This window comes from Candidatus Nitrosotalea sp. TS (assembly GCF_011319465.1).
In the GTDB taxonomy this organism is placed as follows: Archaea; Thermoproteota; Nitrososphaeria; order Nitrososphaerales; family Nitrosopumilaceae; genus Nitrosotalea.
Map to the genome: position 1 here is coordinate 1 of NZ_RCMB01000023.1, position 13,881 is coordinate 13,881.

General features: G+C 39.2%; 25 protein-coding genes. 10 read left to right on the plus strand and 15 right to left on the minus strand.

The window, feature by feature from the left end; genetic code table 11:
* Window positions 1–226: 226 nt before the first annotated feature.
* Together DYY67_RS09745 and DYY67_RS09750 are read right to left on the minus strand one after the other, a co-directional pair.
* A complete protein-coding gene (locus DYY67_RS09745; RefSeq protein ID WP_218584719.1) occupies window positions 227–490 on the minus strand; it encodes a hypothetical protein in 264 nt (87 codons plus the stop codon).
* Between the two features lie 65 nt (window positions 491–555).
* Window positions 556–948, minus strand: a complete 393-nt coding sequence (locus tag DYY67_RS09750; RefSeq protein ID WP_166392676.1) for a two-component regulator propeller domain-containing protein — start codon at window positions 946–948, stop codon at window positions 556–558.
* A 150-nt stretch (window positions 949–1,098) separates the two neighbouring features.
* On the opposite strand from DYY67_RS09750, the gene DYY67_RS09755 reads away from it, so the two are divergent.
* On the plus strand, window positions 1,099–1,590 hold the full coding sequence (locus tag DYY67_RS09755; RefSeq protein WP_166392677.1) for a hypothetical protein: 492 nt from the start codon (window positions 1,099–1,101) through the stop codon (window positions 1,588–1,590).
* Window positions 1,591–2,175: 585 nt separating this feature from the next.
* On the opposite strand, the gene msrA is transcribed toward DYY67_RS09755, so the two are convergent.
* From msrA to DYY67_RS09770, 3 genes are read right to left on the minus strand one after another with little or no spacing between them, the layout of a single operon-like run.
* Window positions 2,176–2,631, minus strand: coding sequence for a peptide-methionine (S)-S-oxide reductase MsrA (msrA, locus tag DYY67_RS09760; protein WP_166392678.1), 456 nt, complete (start codon window positions 2,629–2,631; stop codon window positions 2,176–2,178).
* 31 nt (window positions 2,632–2,662) lie between these two features.
* The gene (locus tag DYY67_RS09765; protein ID WP_166392679.1) at window positions 2,663–3,937 is read right to left on the minus strand and encodes a hypothetical protein; all 1,275 of its coding nucleotides are present in this window, start codon (window positions 3,935–3,937) and stop codon (window positions 2,663–2,665) included.
* Window positions 3,934–4,398, minus strand: coding sequence for a MarR family winged helix-turn-helix transcriptional regulator (locus DYY67_RS09770; RefSeq protein WP_166392680.1), 465 nt, complete (start codon window positions 4,396–4,398; stop codon window positions 3,934–3,936). The genes DYY67_RS09765 and DYY67_RS09770 overlap by 4 nt, the downstream gene beginning before the upstream one ends.
* 202 nt (window positions 4,399–4,600) lie before the next feature.
* Between DYY67_RS09770 and DYY67_RS09775 the strand changes: the two genes are divergently transcribed.
* Window positions 4,601–5,146: an SRPBCC family protein gene (locus DYY67_RS09775; RefSeq protein WP_166392681.1), complete on the plus strand. Its 546-nt coding sequence runs from the start codon at window positions 4,601–4,603 to the stop codon at window positions 5,144–5,146.
* 28 nt (window positions 5,147–5,174) lie between these two features.
* Here DYY67_RS09775 and DYY67_RS11245 read toward each other — a convergent pair whose 3' ends face one another.
* Window positions 5,175–5,465, minus strand: a complete 291-nt coding sequence (locus DYY67_RS11245; protein WP_320416051.1) for a tetratricopeptide repeat protein — start codon at window positions 5,463–5,465, stop codon at window positions 5,175–5,177.
* Window positions 5,466–5,481: 16 nt separating this feature from the next.
* Window positions 5,482–5,676, minus strand: coding sequence for a hypothetical protein (locus DYY67_RS11250; RefSeq protein ID WP_255493128.1), 195 nt, complete (start codon window positions 5,674–5,676; stop codon window positions 5,482–5,484).
* Between the two features lie 265 nt (window positions 5,677–5,941).
* Here DYY67_RS11250 and DYY67_RS09785 point away from each other — a divergent pair, with 265 nt between their 5' ends.
* The 3 genes from DYY67_RS09785 (at window position 5,942) to DYY67_RS09795 (ending at window position 7,113) form a co-directional block, all read left to right on the plus strand.
* The gene (locus DYY67_RS09785) at window positions 5,942–6,571 is read left to right on the plus strand and encodes an HAD hydrolase-like protein (RefSeq protein WP_166392682.1); all 630 of its coding nucleotides are present in this window, start codon (window positions 5,942–5,944) and stop codon (window positions 6,569–6,571) included.
* Between the two features lie 48 nt (window positions 6,572–6,619).
* Window positions 6,620–6,820, plus strand: a complete 201-nt coding sequence (locus tag DYY67_RS09790) for a hypothetical protein (protein WP_166390734.1) — start codon at window positions 6,620–6,622, stop codon at window positions 6,818–6,820.
* A gap of 74 nt (window positions 6,821–6,894) precedes the next feature.
* Window positions 6,895–7,113, plus strand: a complete 219-nt coding sequence (locus DYY67_RS09795; protein ID WP_166392683.1) for a hypothetical protein — start codon at window positions 6,895–6,897, stop codon at window positions 7,111–7,113.
* A 109-nt stretch (window positions 7,114–7,222) separates the two neighbouring features.
* Here the strand turns inward: DYY67_RS09795 and DYY67_RS09800 are convergent, their stop codons facing one another.
* Together DYY67_RS09800 and DYY67_RS09805 are read right to left on the minus strand one after the other, a co-directional pair.
* Window positions 7,223–7,486, minus strand: coding sequence for a hypothetical protein (locus tag DYY67_RS09800; RefSeq protein WP_166392684.1), 264 nt, complete (start codon window positions 7,484–7,486; stop codon window positions 7,223–7,225).
* Between the two features lie 51 nt (window positions 7,487–7,537).
* On the minus strand, window positions 7,538–7,768 hold the full coding sequence (locus DYY67_RS09805) for an Lrp/AsnC family transcriptional regulator (protein WP_166392685.1): 231 nt from the start codon (window positions 7,766–7,768) through the stop codon (window positions 7,538–7,540).
* A gap of 135 nt (window positions 7,769–7,903) precedes the next feature.
* Here DYY67_RS09805 and DYY67_RS09810 point away from each other — a divergent pair, with 135 nt between their 5' ends.
* A complete protein-coding gene (locus DYY67_RS09810; RefSeq protein ID WP_166392686.1) occupies window positions 7,904–8,095 on the plus strand; it encodes a hypothetical protein in 192 nt (63 codons plus the stop codon).
* 7 nt (window positions 8,096–8,102) lie between these two features.
* Here the strand turns inward: DYY67_RS09810 and DYY67_RS09815 are convergent, their stop codons facing one another.
* The 4 genes from DYY67_RS09815 to DYY67_RS09830 all read right to left on the minus strand — a co-directional run bounded on the left by DYY67_RS09815 (window position 8,103) and on the right by DYY67_RS09830 (window position 10,131).
* Window positions 8,103–8,672 carry a winged helix-turn-helix domain-containing protein gene (locus tag DYY67_RS09815; RefSeq protein ID WP_218584720.1) on the minus strand — a complete coding sequence of 190 codons (570 nt, stop codon included), beginning with the start codon at window positions 8,670–8,672 and terminating at the stop codon, window positions 8,103–8,105.
* A gap of 351 nt (window positions 8,673–9,023) precedes the next feature.
* The gene (locus DYY67_RS09820) at window positions 9,024–9,353 is read right to left on the minus strand and encodes a hypothetical protein (protein WP_166392688.1); all 330 of its coding nucleotides are present in this window, start codon (window positions 9,351–9,353) and stop codon (window positions 9,024–9,026) included.
* 248 nt (window positions 9,354–9,601) lie between these two features.
* The gene (locus tag DYY67_RS09825) at window positions 9,602–9,808 is read right to left on the minus strand and encodes a hypothetical protein (RefSeq protein ID WP_166392689.1); all 207 of its coding nucleotides are present in this window, start codon (window positions 9,806–9,808) and stop codon (window positions 9,602–9,604) included.
* 71 nt (window positions 9,809–9,879) lie between these two features.
* Complete coding sequence (locus DYY67_RS09830; RefSeq protein WP_166390750.1) at window positions 9,880–10,131, minus strand: Lrp/AsnC family transcriptional regulator; 252 nt, start codon at window positions 10,129–10,131, stop codon at window positions 9,880–9,882.
* 276 nt (window positions 10,132–10,407) lie between these two features.
* On the opposite strand from DYY67_RS09830, the gene DYY67_RS11255 reads away from it, so the two are divergent.
* The 3 genes from DYY67_RS11255 to DYY67_RS09840 all read left to right on the plus strand — a co-directional run bounded on the left by DYY67_RS11255 (window position 10,408) and on the right by DYY67_RS09840 (window position 11,862).
* Entirely contained in the window at window positions 10,408–10,539 is a 132-nt protein-coding gene (locus tag DYY67_RS11255; RefSeq protein WP_255492713.1) for a hypothetical protein, read from the plus strand.
* Window positions 10,540–10,611: 72 nt separating this feature from the next.
* Window positions 10,612–11,187: a proteasome subunit beta gene (locus DYY67_RS09835; protein WP_166390752.1), complete on the plus strand. Its 576-nt coding sequence runs from the start codon at window positions 10,612–10,614 to the stop codon at window positions 11,185–11,187.
* Complete coding sequence (locus DYY67_RS09840) at window positions 11,188–11,862, plus strand: hypothetical protein (protein WP_166392690.1); 675 nt, start codon at window positions 11,188–11,190, stop codon at window positions 11,860–11,862.
* Window positions 11,863–11,908: 46 nt separating this feature from the next.
* On the opposite strand, the gene DYY67_RS09845 is transcribed toward DYY67_RS09840, so the two are convergent.
* Window positions 11,909–12,634 carry a MarR family transcriptional regulator gene (locus DYY67_RS09845; protein ID WP_166392691.1) on the minus strand — a complete coding sequence of 242 codons (726 nt, stop codon included), beginning with the start codon at window positions 12,632–12,634 and terminating at the stop codon, window positions 11,909–11,911.
* A 104-nt stretch (window positions 12,635–12,738) separates the two neighbouring features.
* On the opposite strand from DYY67_RS09845, the gene DYY67_RS10165 reads away from it, so the two are divergent.
* Window positions 12,739–12,963, plus strand: coding sequence for a hypothetical protein (locus tag DYY67_RS10165; protein ID WP_218584721.1), 225 nt, complete (start codon window positions 12,739–12,741; stop codon window positions 12,961–12,963).
* A gap of 128 nt (window positions 12,964–13,091) precedes the next feature.
* Here the strand turns inward: DYY67_RS10165 and DYY67_RS09850 are convergent, their stop codons facing one another.
* On the minus strand, window positions 13,092–13,796 hold the full coding sequence (locus DYY67_RS09850) for a HoxN/HupN/NixA family nickel/cobalt transporter (protein WP_166392692.1): 705 nt from the start codon (window positions 13,794–13,796) through the stop codon (window positions 13,092–13,094).
* Window positions 13,797–13,881: the final 85 nt, after the last annotated feature.

Genomic DNA, 13,881 nt, shown 5'->3' on the forward strand with positions numbered 1-13,881 from the left:
AACCTTGTTTCCCTCATGCTCATTGAACCACAGATCTTTACCGTCATTTATTCCCCGTATCCAAAATGGAAGCGTCGTTGCATGATACACATTTTGTGAAGTTGGATATCGTATAACCTGATCATTTCCAAGTTGGTATTCAGTAAGAAAACTTGTACCATGCTCTGTCAGCCATATGGAGTCATCATTTACGAGAAGATCGGTGGGAGATGAAAGTTGGGTCTGGTTATTTATTGGAATTTCCTTTACTTTTGTTGATTCCAGTTACAACTCCGTTTTCACGGTCTATGTTAAATTCAATAATCTTTTGAGTGGTTATTTCTGCTACCCATACTGAGTTGTCTTTTAGATACAGTCCGGCAGGAGCAGTGCCATTGCCAAGATAAAATGTCAGATACCTTGTAGCCAGTTTGGGTGTCAGCACTTTTTTGTACAACACATAAAGAATCACCGCTAAGTGTTGTAAACCACACATTCCCAGTGTTTGCATCTGCCTTCATCTGAAATGCAGAACCTGCATCTGATGAAATGGAGTGAAAAGTATCGTTTGTAGGATCAAAACGCCATAGTGATTTTGTTCCAAGCGGGAGAAAACCATATGATTCCATCTTTATCTTGAACTACAGTCCAAACCATAGTGGTGTTCTGTCCTGGATTAAAATACTGGGAGTTTCCGTCCTGTATCTCATAATTTTTTAGCTGTCCTGATTTTTGATCAAAACTGTAAAGCATGTCAGACTTGGAGGATGTGACCCATACTGTTCCTGTTTTATCTACAATTAGGCCATTAGGTCCAGAATTATCAGGCAGTGAGTATTCTTGCAGGTATGGATTTTGGCTCAGAGTTGGAGTCAAGACAGATTCTGAAGGCTCAGATGCAGTCGGTTTTTGAGATACAAACCAAGCTGCCGCGAAACCAACCAATACTATTCCTATAATTACACCCATCTTTTTAGATATCAAATACGCTCTCTCTGAAATTCAGGTCCTAGTTTCTTTATTAGTGTCGCGAAGATTCCTGCCTAGTTAGAATCACGACCAAATATAATATACCAAAACTGCCTAATCCACACAATGCAAAAAAAATACCTGCTTTTAGTGGTTTATTTCAGTTTCTTTGCAGGTCTTGTAACTTATGAAATAATGCATCCGTCTTTTAGCACAGACGCTGCAAAAGTTGGCAACTATGAAGTCCAGGTATCTACAACACCTTCAGTCCCCAACGTAGGAGGCGACACAAAGATTCACTTTCTTGTGTTAGACCAAAATGGTAACCAAGTTGATAAAATCAGGATGGGTTTGAAGATATACTATAACGACAACCTGATGAAAGAATTTCCTCCAAGTGATTATCCAGGATCATCAGACATTGATTACACATTCCAAGAGCCAGGAAATCACGTATTCAGAGCCGAGATTCTAGATCCTAGTACCGGAAATGTAGGAGTATACGAGTTCAACATAACAACACTTAGCCTGTATGCATCAATTTTTGTAGTCCTAGTTATTGTAGGAGTTGGCGGAGCTGGCGGCATAGTCATAGCAATAATGATCTTTGCCAAACGAACACGCCCAAGATCAAGATATTAATCAAAAGGCGTGACCCATAAATGCAGGACACTTGGAGATTACCTCCCTTTGAACAGCGCCTTTGCGCTTGGTTCGCATGTTAGTTCCTGCAGGGCCACGCTATGTCAAGCCATTTTTTGTGGCTTTGTGAACATGCCATATAATGAATTTCATAATATTTAAGAATTTATTTAAAAAATCTTAAATTAAATTTTAATTATCTTGTTTATTGTTGATATAATGTTATTTTTATCTATAAATTACTAAATTCACCATAAGATCCAAGCAGGTAGACCAAAGTGCTAGCAAATTAAGATTCACTCAAGCATTGTCCAGAACCTAGAATATCTAAAAAGACCAACCCAGCCAGATATGAAAAAGATTAGCGATAATGCAAAGAGAAAATAAAGATCTCTTCTAGCGATGCGCAAGATCCATGTTAAGAAAGATAAACGCACCCATACCAATCAATCCAAAAAACAGGAGCAGCCTCCCAAGTCGCTTCCAATTCAAGTATAGAACGAATAGTACTTGAGATATAAAATGGATCTGGCTTCAAACTTGAGGCCAATCACTAGAAAGCGAATTTAGGAAATAACTTTACAATTACAGAATTCCGCATTTTGCATAGTATTGCTGATGATATTCTTCTGCCTTGTAGAATTCGGGTGCAGGTAATATCTCAGTTACAATTTTTTTCCCAGATTTTTCCAGGTTTTGGAGTTGCTCTTTTGATTGCTTTGCGGTTTTTTCTTGATCTTGGTCATGACAGAAGATGGCCGACCTATACTGAGTACCCACATCAGGACCTTGCCTGTTCAATGACGTAGGATCATGACAATGCCAAAAAGCATTGAGAATCTGGGCATACGATACAACAGAAGGGTCAAACTCGACCTGAACTACTTCTGCATGTCCGGTTTGGTCCGAACAGACGTCCTCATATGTTGGATTACTTAGGTTACCTCCCATGTATCCTACGGCTGTTGATGTTACACCTTTTATCTTTCGAAATTCATGCTCAACACACCAAAAGCATCCAGCCCCAAAAGTAGCCTTCATAGACAGATACCCATGACTGCAGAATTAAATCCTATCGAATGAACGGATAAAATAATGCCGCAACTTCGTTATCGGTAATTTTTCCTTCAGACCACGAACAAATACCTGATTTATCAATTGACGAAGTTTGGTCCTGTGATGGAGGTATGGTAATCATTTTATTTGAATCAAGAAATTGAATTGCTGCCCCAAAGTCACTGTCTTGTATGGTACCATTACACCAAAAGACTGCCAGATTTTTTACCCAATAGGGTATAGATGTGCTTTCTTGGTTTACAGTTACAGGAAATGATTTTAGAACAGAGTTGCCTTCAGGGCTTATTGCAGAACAAGTAACTGTTGTTGTACCAATAGGAAAGAGAGAACCCGATGATGGATAACAAACAGGACCCACCAGTCCTTGTAGCATAGTAGAGTTGAGAAAATTCACACTAGTTCCATATGTGTTTGTAGTTTGTACCGTTATGCTGCGAGATACAGGAACACTGGGCGCCATCACGGGTGCAGTGTTTTGATAGTTTGCAGTTCCAATCTTTACAAATATGCTAGACTCGGACGGAATTTGTTGGGAGTTATCTCCAAATGTAAATTCCAAAGTAGAGCCAAGCTCAACTGGAAAGCCGTCAATTTGGCGAGGTATCTTAAAGGTAGCCGCAAAAGTGTCGGTGTTTGGTCCAGTCTCCCTTAGAGTGCCAGTGCTTGTATGAAATGCAGAATCTGCAAGTGTGGTGCTCACCCCTCCCATGCGGACTTGAATCAAGTTTAACGGTATGTCATCTGGAACTTGAGAATCCAAATTATAATTTGGTGCATAAATCTGAAGTGTGAAATATCGTCCAATGTTTACACTTTGTTCAGAAGGCTGACCTGCAGGACTTGATTGTATGGATGATGGGATGGAGCTTAGAACCACAGATTGCGTTATTGTTTGTGGATTTCCATTGTTATCTGTAGGCTGGTGATATGTCATAAGGACCACATCGCCGTTTTGTAGCGGTCGCCCATTGACAGAAGACGGCAAAGTGAGTTGAAGATAGAATTGCCCAGTATCAATGCCAGTCTCTACCATGCTAGAAGGGCCAGATATTGGAGTTCCATCAATAGTAAAATCAACCAAACCTGCTGTCGATAAAGTCATGACTCCTCTATGATCTGTGACCAAATTTTCGTCGTTGATATAGAAAGATAAAACTGTTCCCGGAGTGGCAGATTGCGCATAACAAAGTGAGATGGGCAATAAAAGCAGCGATATTGCAAGATATTTCATCACAGAATTTACAACAACATCGGCATAATTATATCTCATGACGATTCAGATTTGGACTTGCTGGTGAATTTGTCTGCGTTTTCAATTATCTTCTTCAACTTGGGGCGCATCGATTCCAGATCTCCCTTTGACAGTCCCTTGTACAGTGTCTTTCTCAATTGAAGGACAATTTCTACAATAGAATCAACAACAGATTCAGATTTTTTTGTAAGATACAGTCTGTTGTGCCTCCTGTCTTTTGGGTCCGGCTTTCGTTCAAGCAGTCCATTTTCTTCCATTTTGTCTATTACAGGCACAAGAGTACTGCCGTCAACATAGATCCTATCAGCAAGTTCTCTTTGGCTAAGTCCGTCAAACGAGTTTAGCGCTAAAATAATCTTCCACTGACTAGATGTCAGCCCTAATTTGTTTTTGATCTCACATTCTGCAGCACTTTCCATTGATTTTGATGTAAGAAAGATCAACGTTCCAATGCTGTCTTTTAGGTCTAATTTTCGCATGTTTTATGTTACATTAGGTTGTATACAAATCATTTGTATACAAATAGATTATATACCATAAAGCAAAACATAAGTCATGGCAGAACAAAAAAACCCAAATCACTTCACTGCCGACAATAGTCACGATAATCGCTTTACGATATATCAACATGCACAATATCACGCATGCAAATGACCACAATACAGGCAGATGAAGCAGGCTATGCCACAACTTAGACCATTCTATAGATCGAGAAATTTTATCTTCAGTTTGATAGCATTTGTCATAATAGTTCCAAGCATGCCATTATCGTATGCTGACCGCGTAATTGATGTTCAAACAGTAGCAAACGTAAATGAGCAATCGTTACTTGCAACCATATCGAATGTGCAAAATTATCCACAGATCTTCCCCGATAATGTGAAATCGGTCAAGGTACTAGACAACAAAACAAACTTGGTAGACATGAACGCAGGTGTAAATGGAGTTTTCTTTGATACCCAAGCAATATACCAGCAATTGCCAAACGGCACATACACCGTACAGGTAGTATCAGGAGATCTCAAAGGCACTACAATGACAACTGAGCTTAACAAAACATGGGGTTTTAATGGTGCGCCAGGAATGGGAACTGTGGCAAACATTAGTTTGGATTTGAAGACGTCGGGATTTCTTTCGTGGATGCTAAGTTTTGTTCCTGACAGTTCGCTCAACTATGCGCTTCAGAACGGAATTAGCAAGTTTGTAGACTATGCAGAGCAGAACTAGTCTTAGAGAATCCTTTCCTATATTGACATCAGTTGGTTTTGTGTAGTTTTGGTTTTAACTTGGAGTTTTTCTTTAATAATTCCAAAGCAAGTGCCTTGTTGTTCAGGGCAATGTCATATTTTTTATCAATTTTTAGAGCAGAGTTGAAACACTTTATGGCATCCTTTAGCATGCCAAGCTCCCCAAGTGACAGTCCCTTGTATGCTATTGCCATGGCGTATCGCGGTTGGATCTTAAGAACCCGGTCATAGCAGTCAATTGCATCATGATGCTTTCCTAGAGTATGAAGTGCAGAGCCCTTGTTTACAAGCGCATCCACATTATTGATGTCTACCTCAATGGCATGCGTCGTAACACTTGATTGATTGTTTGACTTTACCTATGTTCTGAAGTGTGACACCCTTGTTTATCAGGGCAGTCACATTATGAGGCTCCTTGTATAAGACAAGATCATAATATTCTAGGGCAAGCGTATACTCGCCTTCTTCACACAATTCATAGGCCTCGTTTAGAAGAGATGAGTTTCTCATCTTTTCGTACTATAAAACCTCATGATATTATTCTTTTAGTAGAAGACATGTTTGTTCTCAGTCAACAATTAGCTTTGCCCCAAGATAGAAAAATAATACTTGCAATGTCAATTGTGTTAATTTTCTCTCATACTATTCATTCACGATCTAGCTGATTTCCACATGTGGAAGAGCATGTGTTCGTAAAATGAGCCAATTTAACAAACCAATGAATCGGGGTCTGAATTCACAACAGTCTTTAAGGGATTTTTAGTGCGAGATTCTAATGCCTACGATAGTCTTTGATTTTGACGGTACCATAGCAGATACCATGTCAGTAGTGATAAAAATAGCCAACAAATTTGCCGAGCAGTATGGATATCGTAAGATACCTCTAAGCGATCTTCCAAAACTTAGAGAAAAAAAGCCCAGCGAGGTGCTAAAGCATTTGGGGATTTCAATCTTTAAGCTGCCTATAGTTGTAAGAAAAATAAGATTTGAGATGAACAAAGAGATAGTCCATCTGCAGGCCGCAGTGGGGATTAGAGATGCACTTGTGAATCTAAGAGAAAATGGATGTGTGCTTGGCATACTTACTACTAATTCAAGAGAAAACGTCATGGAGTTTTTAAAAAATAATGATTTACAGTTGTTTGATTTTGTATATACTGGAAGGGCAATGTATGGTAAGAGCAGATTACTCAAGAAATTAATGAAGGAGAAAACAATTCCTCACAAAGATCCAATTTACGTCGGAGACGAGATAAGAGATATCGAGGCTGCAAAAAAAGCAGGCGTCAGAGTCATCGGAGTTTCATGGGGATACAACACAAGGACTGCACTTCAAAAGGCAAATCCTGACTACATTGTAGAAAAACCAGAAGAGCTTCAAGATATTATTTTAAACAATAGCTGATTGTAGACCTAAGGTTTTTAGAGACACCAAGTGTATCATGCAATTAAATTGAGTGCAGACGTTACAGACGAAGAAAAAAAGGCACTTACTCCTGACTCTGGATTTAACCTGTGTGGTATTGATTACTTTGAATCATTTGGTAGGAGACTCTACCTGATAAAACACTATGATAAATATCAAGATGCGCTCAATGCAAAAAAAGAAAGAGAGAATCCTAATGAATATCTCATAGTCTACAAAGGATCTTAATTTCGAAGAGTATGATATTGATCTGCCGATATCAATGAATTCATTTAATACCAAATAATTCAAACTGTGATTTCATGCCATTGAGTCCTGAATTTAAAAAATATTTAGAAGAAACAATTCATGGCGTAATAATTGGAATTCCAACATTGAAAAAAGAATATCCAAAGTTCAAAAATGATTGGAAATTTAGCAGTGAATTTGATTTTCTGTACGGCTGTATCGTAGGTCAGATACTTGGAAGTCAGTCTTACTGCCTTCAAGATGATACACAGCAGAGAAGCCAAAACGGATGAAATTTTATCAATTGGAGAACTAATCGAATCATATTTTCCACTGATTCGCGACGAGATACAAAACGCATCTTGACTTGTATCTATAATCTTTTGTGCTGTTATTATAATATCATTTTCCTTTGGCAGACTTTGGTTTTTCATATGTTTTTTTGAAAATCCTAATTGCTTCAAGATGCGAACAGTTTGCTTTCAGGCCTTTACCATGATGAAATTTGTAAAAATTCTTGAATCCCTCACACTCACAAGTCTCTGATGTTACAAAATAGGATTTTGCAGGATCACTTGAGGACTTGACCTGATAGAGATCTTCTTCCACTTTAACTACGCCATCTTTAGCTAAAGCCTTTGCTTTTTTGATAGTATTTGCGCTCATAGTTTAGCAATTGGAGCCGTATTTTAAAAAGTACTTGAAAAATACAGAGTATTAACACTGTGCAAGAAGTATCAATGTAGAGCGAACTCCGTCAATACGCCGGATTTTTTCAGAGACGGTAGTGTTGATTTCATCAATTGTCTTAGATTCTATTTCCGCCACTATGTCATAATGGCCTTCAGTGCCTCGCGCTTCAACTATTCTGTCTATTGCCTTTAGTTCTTCGAGTACTTGCTCTTCTTGTCCGTAGTCACATGCGATCATAACATATGCAGTTGGCATAATATCTATACAGCATCATGATATTTCAATAAACCTACACAAACAGAGATAATATAGAAAAATACAACAAATGCAATTTTCCTGATTCACAACATTTAATCTTGCGGCAATGGCATTATCGTTGAGAAGCATATTATGAAACAGGATGATGAATCTGAAGTTCTAAAAGGAATGTTTGAGGAGATAATGAAAATTGTTCGTCAAAAACAGATCAAGATGGAATCCATCGTGCAAAGAGCTACTGAGCAGGATATGATCTCTCAGGATTCATTTAACAGAATTTACAAAATACTTGGCGATTACGGCAAGAAAAAACAGTGGATGTAATGCAGTATCAGGATTCAGGCCAGTTGGCGCCACATGAATAACATATGCTTCTTACACCATTGTATCTCTCATCATAGTACACACCACAGTTCAGAGATTCGCATCCCAGACAATTAACAAGGTTGTCAGAATCAAAAACAATGGTCTGCGAGGGGAATTTGTGATTTAAAAGCACCATTATGGGATGCGCCTTGCTCTTGTAAACTGCATATTTTCTTCCATCTACTATTACAGAAGTATAGACTTGAATGAGATCACACTTCTTTAGATTTTTGATCTTTTTGTACGCCAATGCTAGCGAGACCTTGCATTCTTTGCTTATGTCAAGTGCAGACTTTGGTGAATCAGTCAGCGATTCCAGTATTTTTCTAGAATATTTGTCGCCAAGAATCTTGAAGATGGCATTAACGGTGGACTCGTCTTCTACTGTTTTTCCTCTGAGTATCAATTTCATATTCATGATATACCACGTTCCAGCAAATCGCTGTTTGACTATGGTTTTAAGACTCTGAAATAAAAAGAAATCTGTAACAGCAGTTAGAGCACCTATGAAAAGGCAGAGGCATTTTTGACCCATGGTGCAACTACCTGCCGGCTACAGCATACCAGGCAAGAGGGGATTGGTGGTAAGCTGGTCAAAAAAATCTTGGAGAGGAGCCTTTGGTAGGAACCCCCTCCAATGCGAAGGCCGCTTGCCTGCCAAACGACTGACTAAGAGACACTGTTCCAATGCAAAAAAAGATCGTTTGGGTAAACCTTCTGCATAACATTACACAAAATGGCATATAGGAGTCCCTCACAACTAGAGCTTAATTTTCATAACCTTAGCTGATTTGTCAGAATACTAGCTTTTTGTTTGCATATTTTTTCTAACAATTTTTGTCGTTATCAGGTACAATTCAGATACAGAGATCCCCCAGACATACCGTCACAGTTTCATGTTAAGACTTTTTATCTTCTGAATTATCATGTCGTGGTTTGAGTTGGGCTCGGTGGACAGGATGAGTAGACCATCGTCTAAGAAAAGAGTAATCAATTTCACTTTTTCCTTGGATGTTATCATCCAGTTGGTCTTGCCAAGGGCTTCATTGAACATGTCCTCCCATGAGGCTTTGACTGACGCTTGATAATGAGCCATACTACTCAGTTCTTCATCAAGTAGAGGCGCGGCATCTGGGCTTCTAGCAAAGGATATCAATTTTCTGTCTTTTATTCTCCCTACAAAGCGAACAGATCTATCTAGACCTAAGATCTGCATGCATGAATCCATCTGCTTGAAGCTTTGTGTCAATTTCAACATGATGATACCAAAAAGGAGATTTAATCCTATGTATGACTGGGAGTAATACACATACGATCGCAGTAGATTTTGAAATTTCATTATTAAAAATTGAAAAAAAGTACAAAAAATCTTGGCAAGAAAATCAAGTCTGGAATCTAATTTAACTAGTATTTGTAACATGCAGATTCAGGAATGCACGGTTACAGATCATGAGGTTTTCAAATTTATGTCCATGATTTTGGGTCTTTTTTCCAGATACGAATGCCATCAACGAAGACCTGCTTTTCTTCTTCAAACACGGTATGCCACCTACCATCATGAGGAAACATGGTATTCATCTCATTTACTTTCTCATTAGTGGGCGGAGTATTCATTAGTGCACCCCATCGCATATTTTCAATTTTTGGCATTATTTCATTGATGTCACGCATGACAATTCCATTAGCAGGCGCCTTTTATTTGCTTTTTTTAAAAATTATGATCCACTTGAGAAATACAGGAGTTAGATTTCTTGCTCTTCGTTGACCAGCATTGTAATGGTGGAGACGATCTTGTTCACTCTTCTTATTTTACCAAGCATATTTCTTACGTCTTCCATATTTCCACACTCTATTTTGGCAATTATATCATACACCCCATAAACTCCTTGAATCTCATACTTGACAGACTGGCCAGTCATGATTTCATTTATTTTCGATATTATCTCAACTTCGGAATTTGGCTGGCTATTTAGTAGAATGTATGCAGTTGGCATCACAGTATTTAGGAATCCATACTATTTCAGTATGGACCCATTACAAACCCACATACAATTTTTCACATAACCAAGATAACAGAGTAAAACATCTAGTCTCCTAACTAGGGGTTCACTGGCTATGAACACACATGCCAATGTTTCTTTCTTTGGTTTGTTGTCTGTGATATAATACGTGATCACGAAATAAAAGACTATCCAACAGGCAAAGTAATCTATTTGTAATTTCAATTTCTACACAGTGAGCTTTATTACTTTGGCTGACGAATAATACACATGAGAAAAGAATTCTGCCACGTTTGTAAAGAAGGCGGTAAACAATGCGTCGATGTCGATACCAAGGGTGAAGTGTACCTCAAAATGTTTGAGGTAAAATGCTCAAAATGCGGAGCTCCTTTGGCAGTCTGATATCATCCACGTTTTTGTGACTAGGTTTAGGAGATTACCAGTCAATTAATTCCCTACTGTCGTATAGATATCATGACAACAATCGTAGGAATCAAGACAAGAGACGGAGTAGTCTTGGGCTCAGACAAAAGAGCAAGCAAGGGATTCTTCATCGGATCAAAGATAGTCCAAAAGATTGCAAAAATAGATGAGACGTTGGCAGTGGCAATCGCAGGTCAACTCTCTGACGCAGAATACATAATCAAGGTAGCAAAAGCCGAGCGAAGACTGATGGAACTTCGAAGAGGATTTCCTCTAACTGTAAAAGAATCTACCAGATTGATTGCAAATCTAGCATATTCTGGCTTGAGAAATTATCAGCCATATTATGTAGAGTTGCTTGTGGCAGGAGTAGACCAACATGGAGCGCATGTATATGCAGCTGACATGAGCGGTGCCATAACAGCAGAAGACTTTGCTTCGTCAGGCTCTGGTTCTCCCATTGCATACGGAGTACTTGAAAGTTTGTACAACAAGGAGATCAAAAATGAACAAGCAAAGGAGATTGCCACACGAGCTGTTGCCGCTGCAATGGAGCGAGACCCAGGCTCTGGCAACGGAATAGATGTGTTGGCAATACCAATGATAACAAGGGAGGTTGCTGCATAAATGTCAGAATCTAGTCCAAACTCTGGAAGGTTTCCATTCTATGGACCTCAGGGCAGACTTGTTTTGGTGGACAGCGCACTTGAAGCAGTAAGTCGCGGGTCAACAACTATTGGAATCAGGACTCCAAAGTTTGCCATACTTTCAAGCCAGATAAAACCAACGCACCCATTGATAGAGCCATCTGAGAAAATATTCTCAATTGATTATCACGTAGGTGCCACTGGTTCAGGATACATTGGAGACATCTTGCAGCTAATTGATACCCTAAGACTAGAAGCTCAGAAACACAAATTGACGTATGAGAGTCCGATAGATACAGATTCTCTGGCAAAACATCTCAGCACTTACCTACACAACTATACAACGTATGCTGTAAGACCACAAGCTGCTTCAATCATACTGGCTGGCGCAGATGAGACTGGAGTACAGATGTACCAAGTTGACCCAAGTGGTACTTTCTTTAGAGGCTCTGGTTTTGCCATAGGTCAGGCAGCTGACATGGCGTTGGATGTAGTGACAAAGGAGTACAGTGCAGATTTGACCCAGCAGCAGGCCATAGATCTATCAAAGAAGGCAATAGAGAAAGCGCTTGGTGAGAAACCAATTGTTGAGACAGGCATTGTTCTTTCAGGCGAAAATACGTTCCACAAGATTCCCTTTGAGAAGGGAAACTAACTTTTTTATTTTTTTAGATATACGGTATCATCACAGAGTCGTATTTTCAGTTATATTGATTGAAAGAATCCAAACTATTCCTTCCGCTAGGTTTTGTCTTCTGGAATACTTTGGTTATTTGCTCAAATATACGATATGCACTAACCATGGCTTCTGCCTTGCTTTTGTCTCCTATGGCATTGCTCTCTACTACTGCGTATCTTGATACAATCTTGAGGTTGACTTGAAACTTGTCATCGTTGGCCCATTGTAGCACATATCCTCCGTCTCCATCCATCAATCCTATCCATCTCAAATTACCAAACCATTTTCCGACAAGCTTGTTTACAATTTCTTCAACCTCAACAGTGCTTGGAATGTACAGCTGAAGTACCTGGACAAACTGAATGTGTTGCTTTGATATTTTCCTAGACAAATTCTCAAGATCTAACCTAGACCTCTTGACTAGAATTGATCTTAGGTTCTTACTTGGCCTATAACCAGCCTCGCTTTTCTCTACAAGACCGGAATTTTCCAATCTATGCAGAGCTCTTGATAGACTTTGCTGGTGCATTCCCAGTTTTCTTGCCAAGCCATTGAAAGTGTACTGATTATCAGCTAAATCATTATCTTGGTTTAATATCGACAAAACTTTCTTGTCATTTGCTTGAAAGTCATCAAGCGATATTCCAGTAGAGTCATCAATTATGAGTTGCACTATCTTGTCATCTAGTGTTATTTCTTTTTCCTCCTTTTTTTCCTCGATCTCAGTCTTGATTTCTTTGTTTTCCATTTTTTCTATCCCATAATGAGCTTGCTACTTATTTAAGGATAGGCGACATTATCGCGCTATCTTCTTCCTGTCTTGTCACCATATTGGTCAAAGATTTGTACAGTATGTTTAGTCTATTTTTTCTTGACCTTGCATTTCTTGAGCTTAGTCTTAATTTATTATTGCAACACGGACAGCGATACAGAGGATATGAATTTACATCAATGAAGACACCGCACACAGAACACGGTCGCTGTCCTGCCACAAATCTGAATCCGTCAGATGGTCTCTTTGCTGCAAACCTATTGCATATTCCTTTACATCTCAAAAATCATCAATTCTCCTTTTGACAGGTACAAAAATGCACATAACTTTGATTTGATACGACATTGATAAAGTGACTGATATCCAATAAACCTAGTCACAGGTACTGCGTACATCAATGGATTGACCAAACATGTTGTCATCGCTAATAGATCTAATTCTTGTTTCTAGTTGCAAAAGCATATCCAAATGATGTTGATACTATTGCAACCGCCAAGACAGGGCCTGTAAATTCTGGCATGACAGAGGATTTTGTCAATATTTCATACGAAGCAACGAATGCAACTATCATTGCTGCGCCACTCAGGGCGTATGACATGTATCGAAAGCCACGAGTATTGAATATCCTTGAAAATGCAGAACGAAGTATTACACTGTCAAAAGTATCAATTGGAATCATGCCCAGAGCAAAAAAGCCTGCCAATATCAATGCAGATTGGACACCTGTAGTAGCTGACGCCACTGCAGATAACGAAATGGCTGAAATTTGCGTTGCAGTATCAAATCCAAGGCCAAATACTAAACCTGTTACAAGTGCAGACCCGACAGGACCTAGCATTCCGGTTTTGCTGAGAATTTTGCTTGCCAGTATCGCAGAACCGCTTTTTCCCCATTTCTTCATGGAATAGATGTTAATTGTTCCTATTACACCCAAGGCGATAGCCCCTATCACTCCGCCCCAAAAGGCCAGATTGCCAGTACTAGTCATGCTGCCAATGACGTAGATTATGAAAACCATTTCTGCCAATACGGATATCATATGGCCTGCGCTGAATCCTGCACCTACCCATCTTGATCTCTTGATTGCATTATGTAGTCGAACCAGAGTTATCAATAGCCGTAATATGATCAACGTCAAGAGCATGACGCATGCCAAGCAAAATCATTGTTGGAAGTGATACAGCGATAAACGGCCACATGTCTACCAAATTAGATTTTCCCCA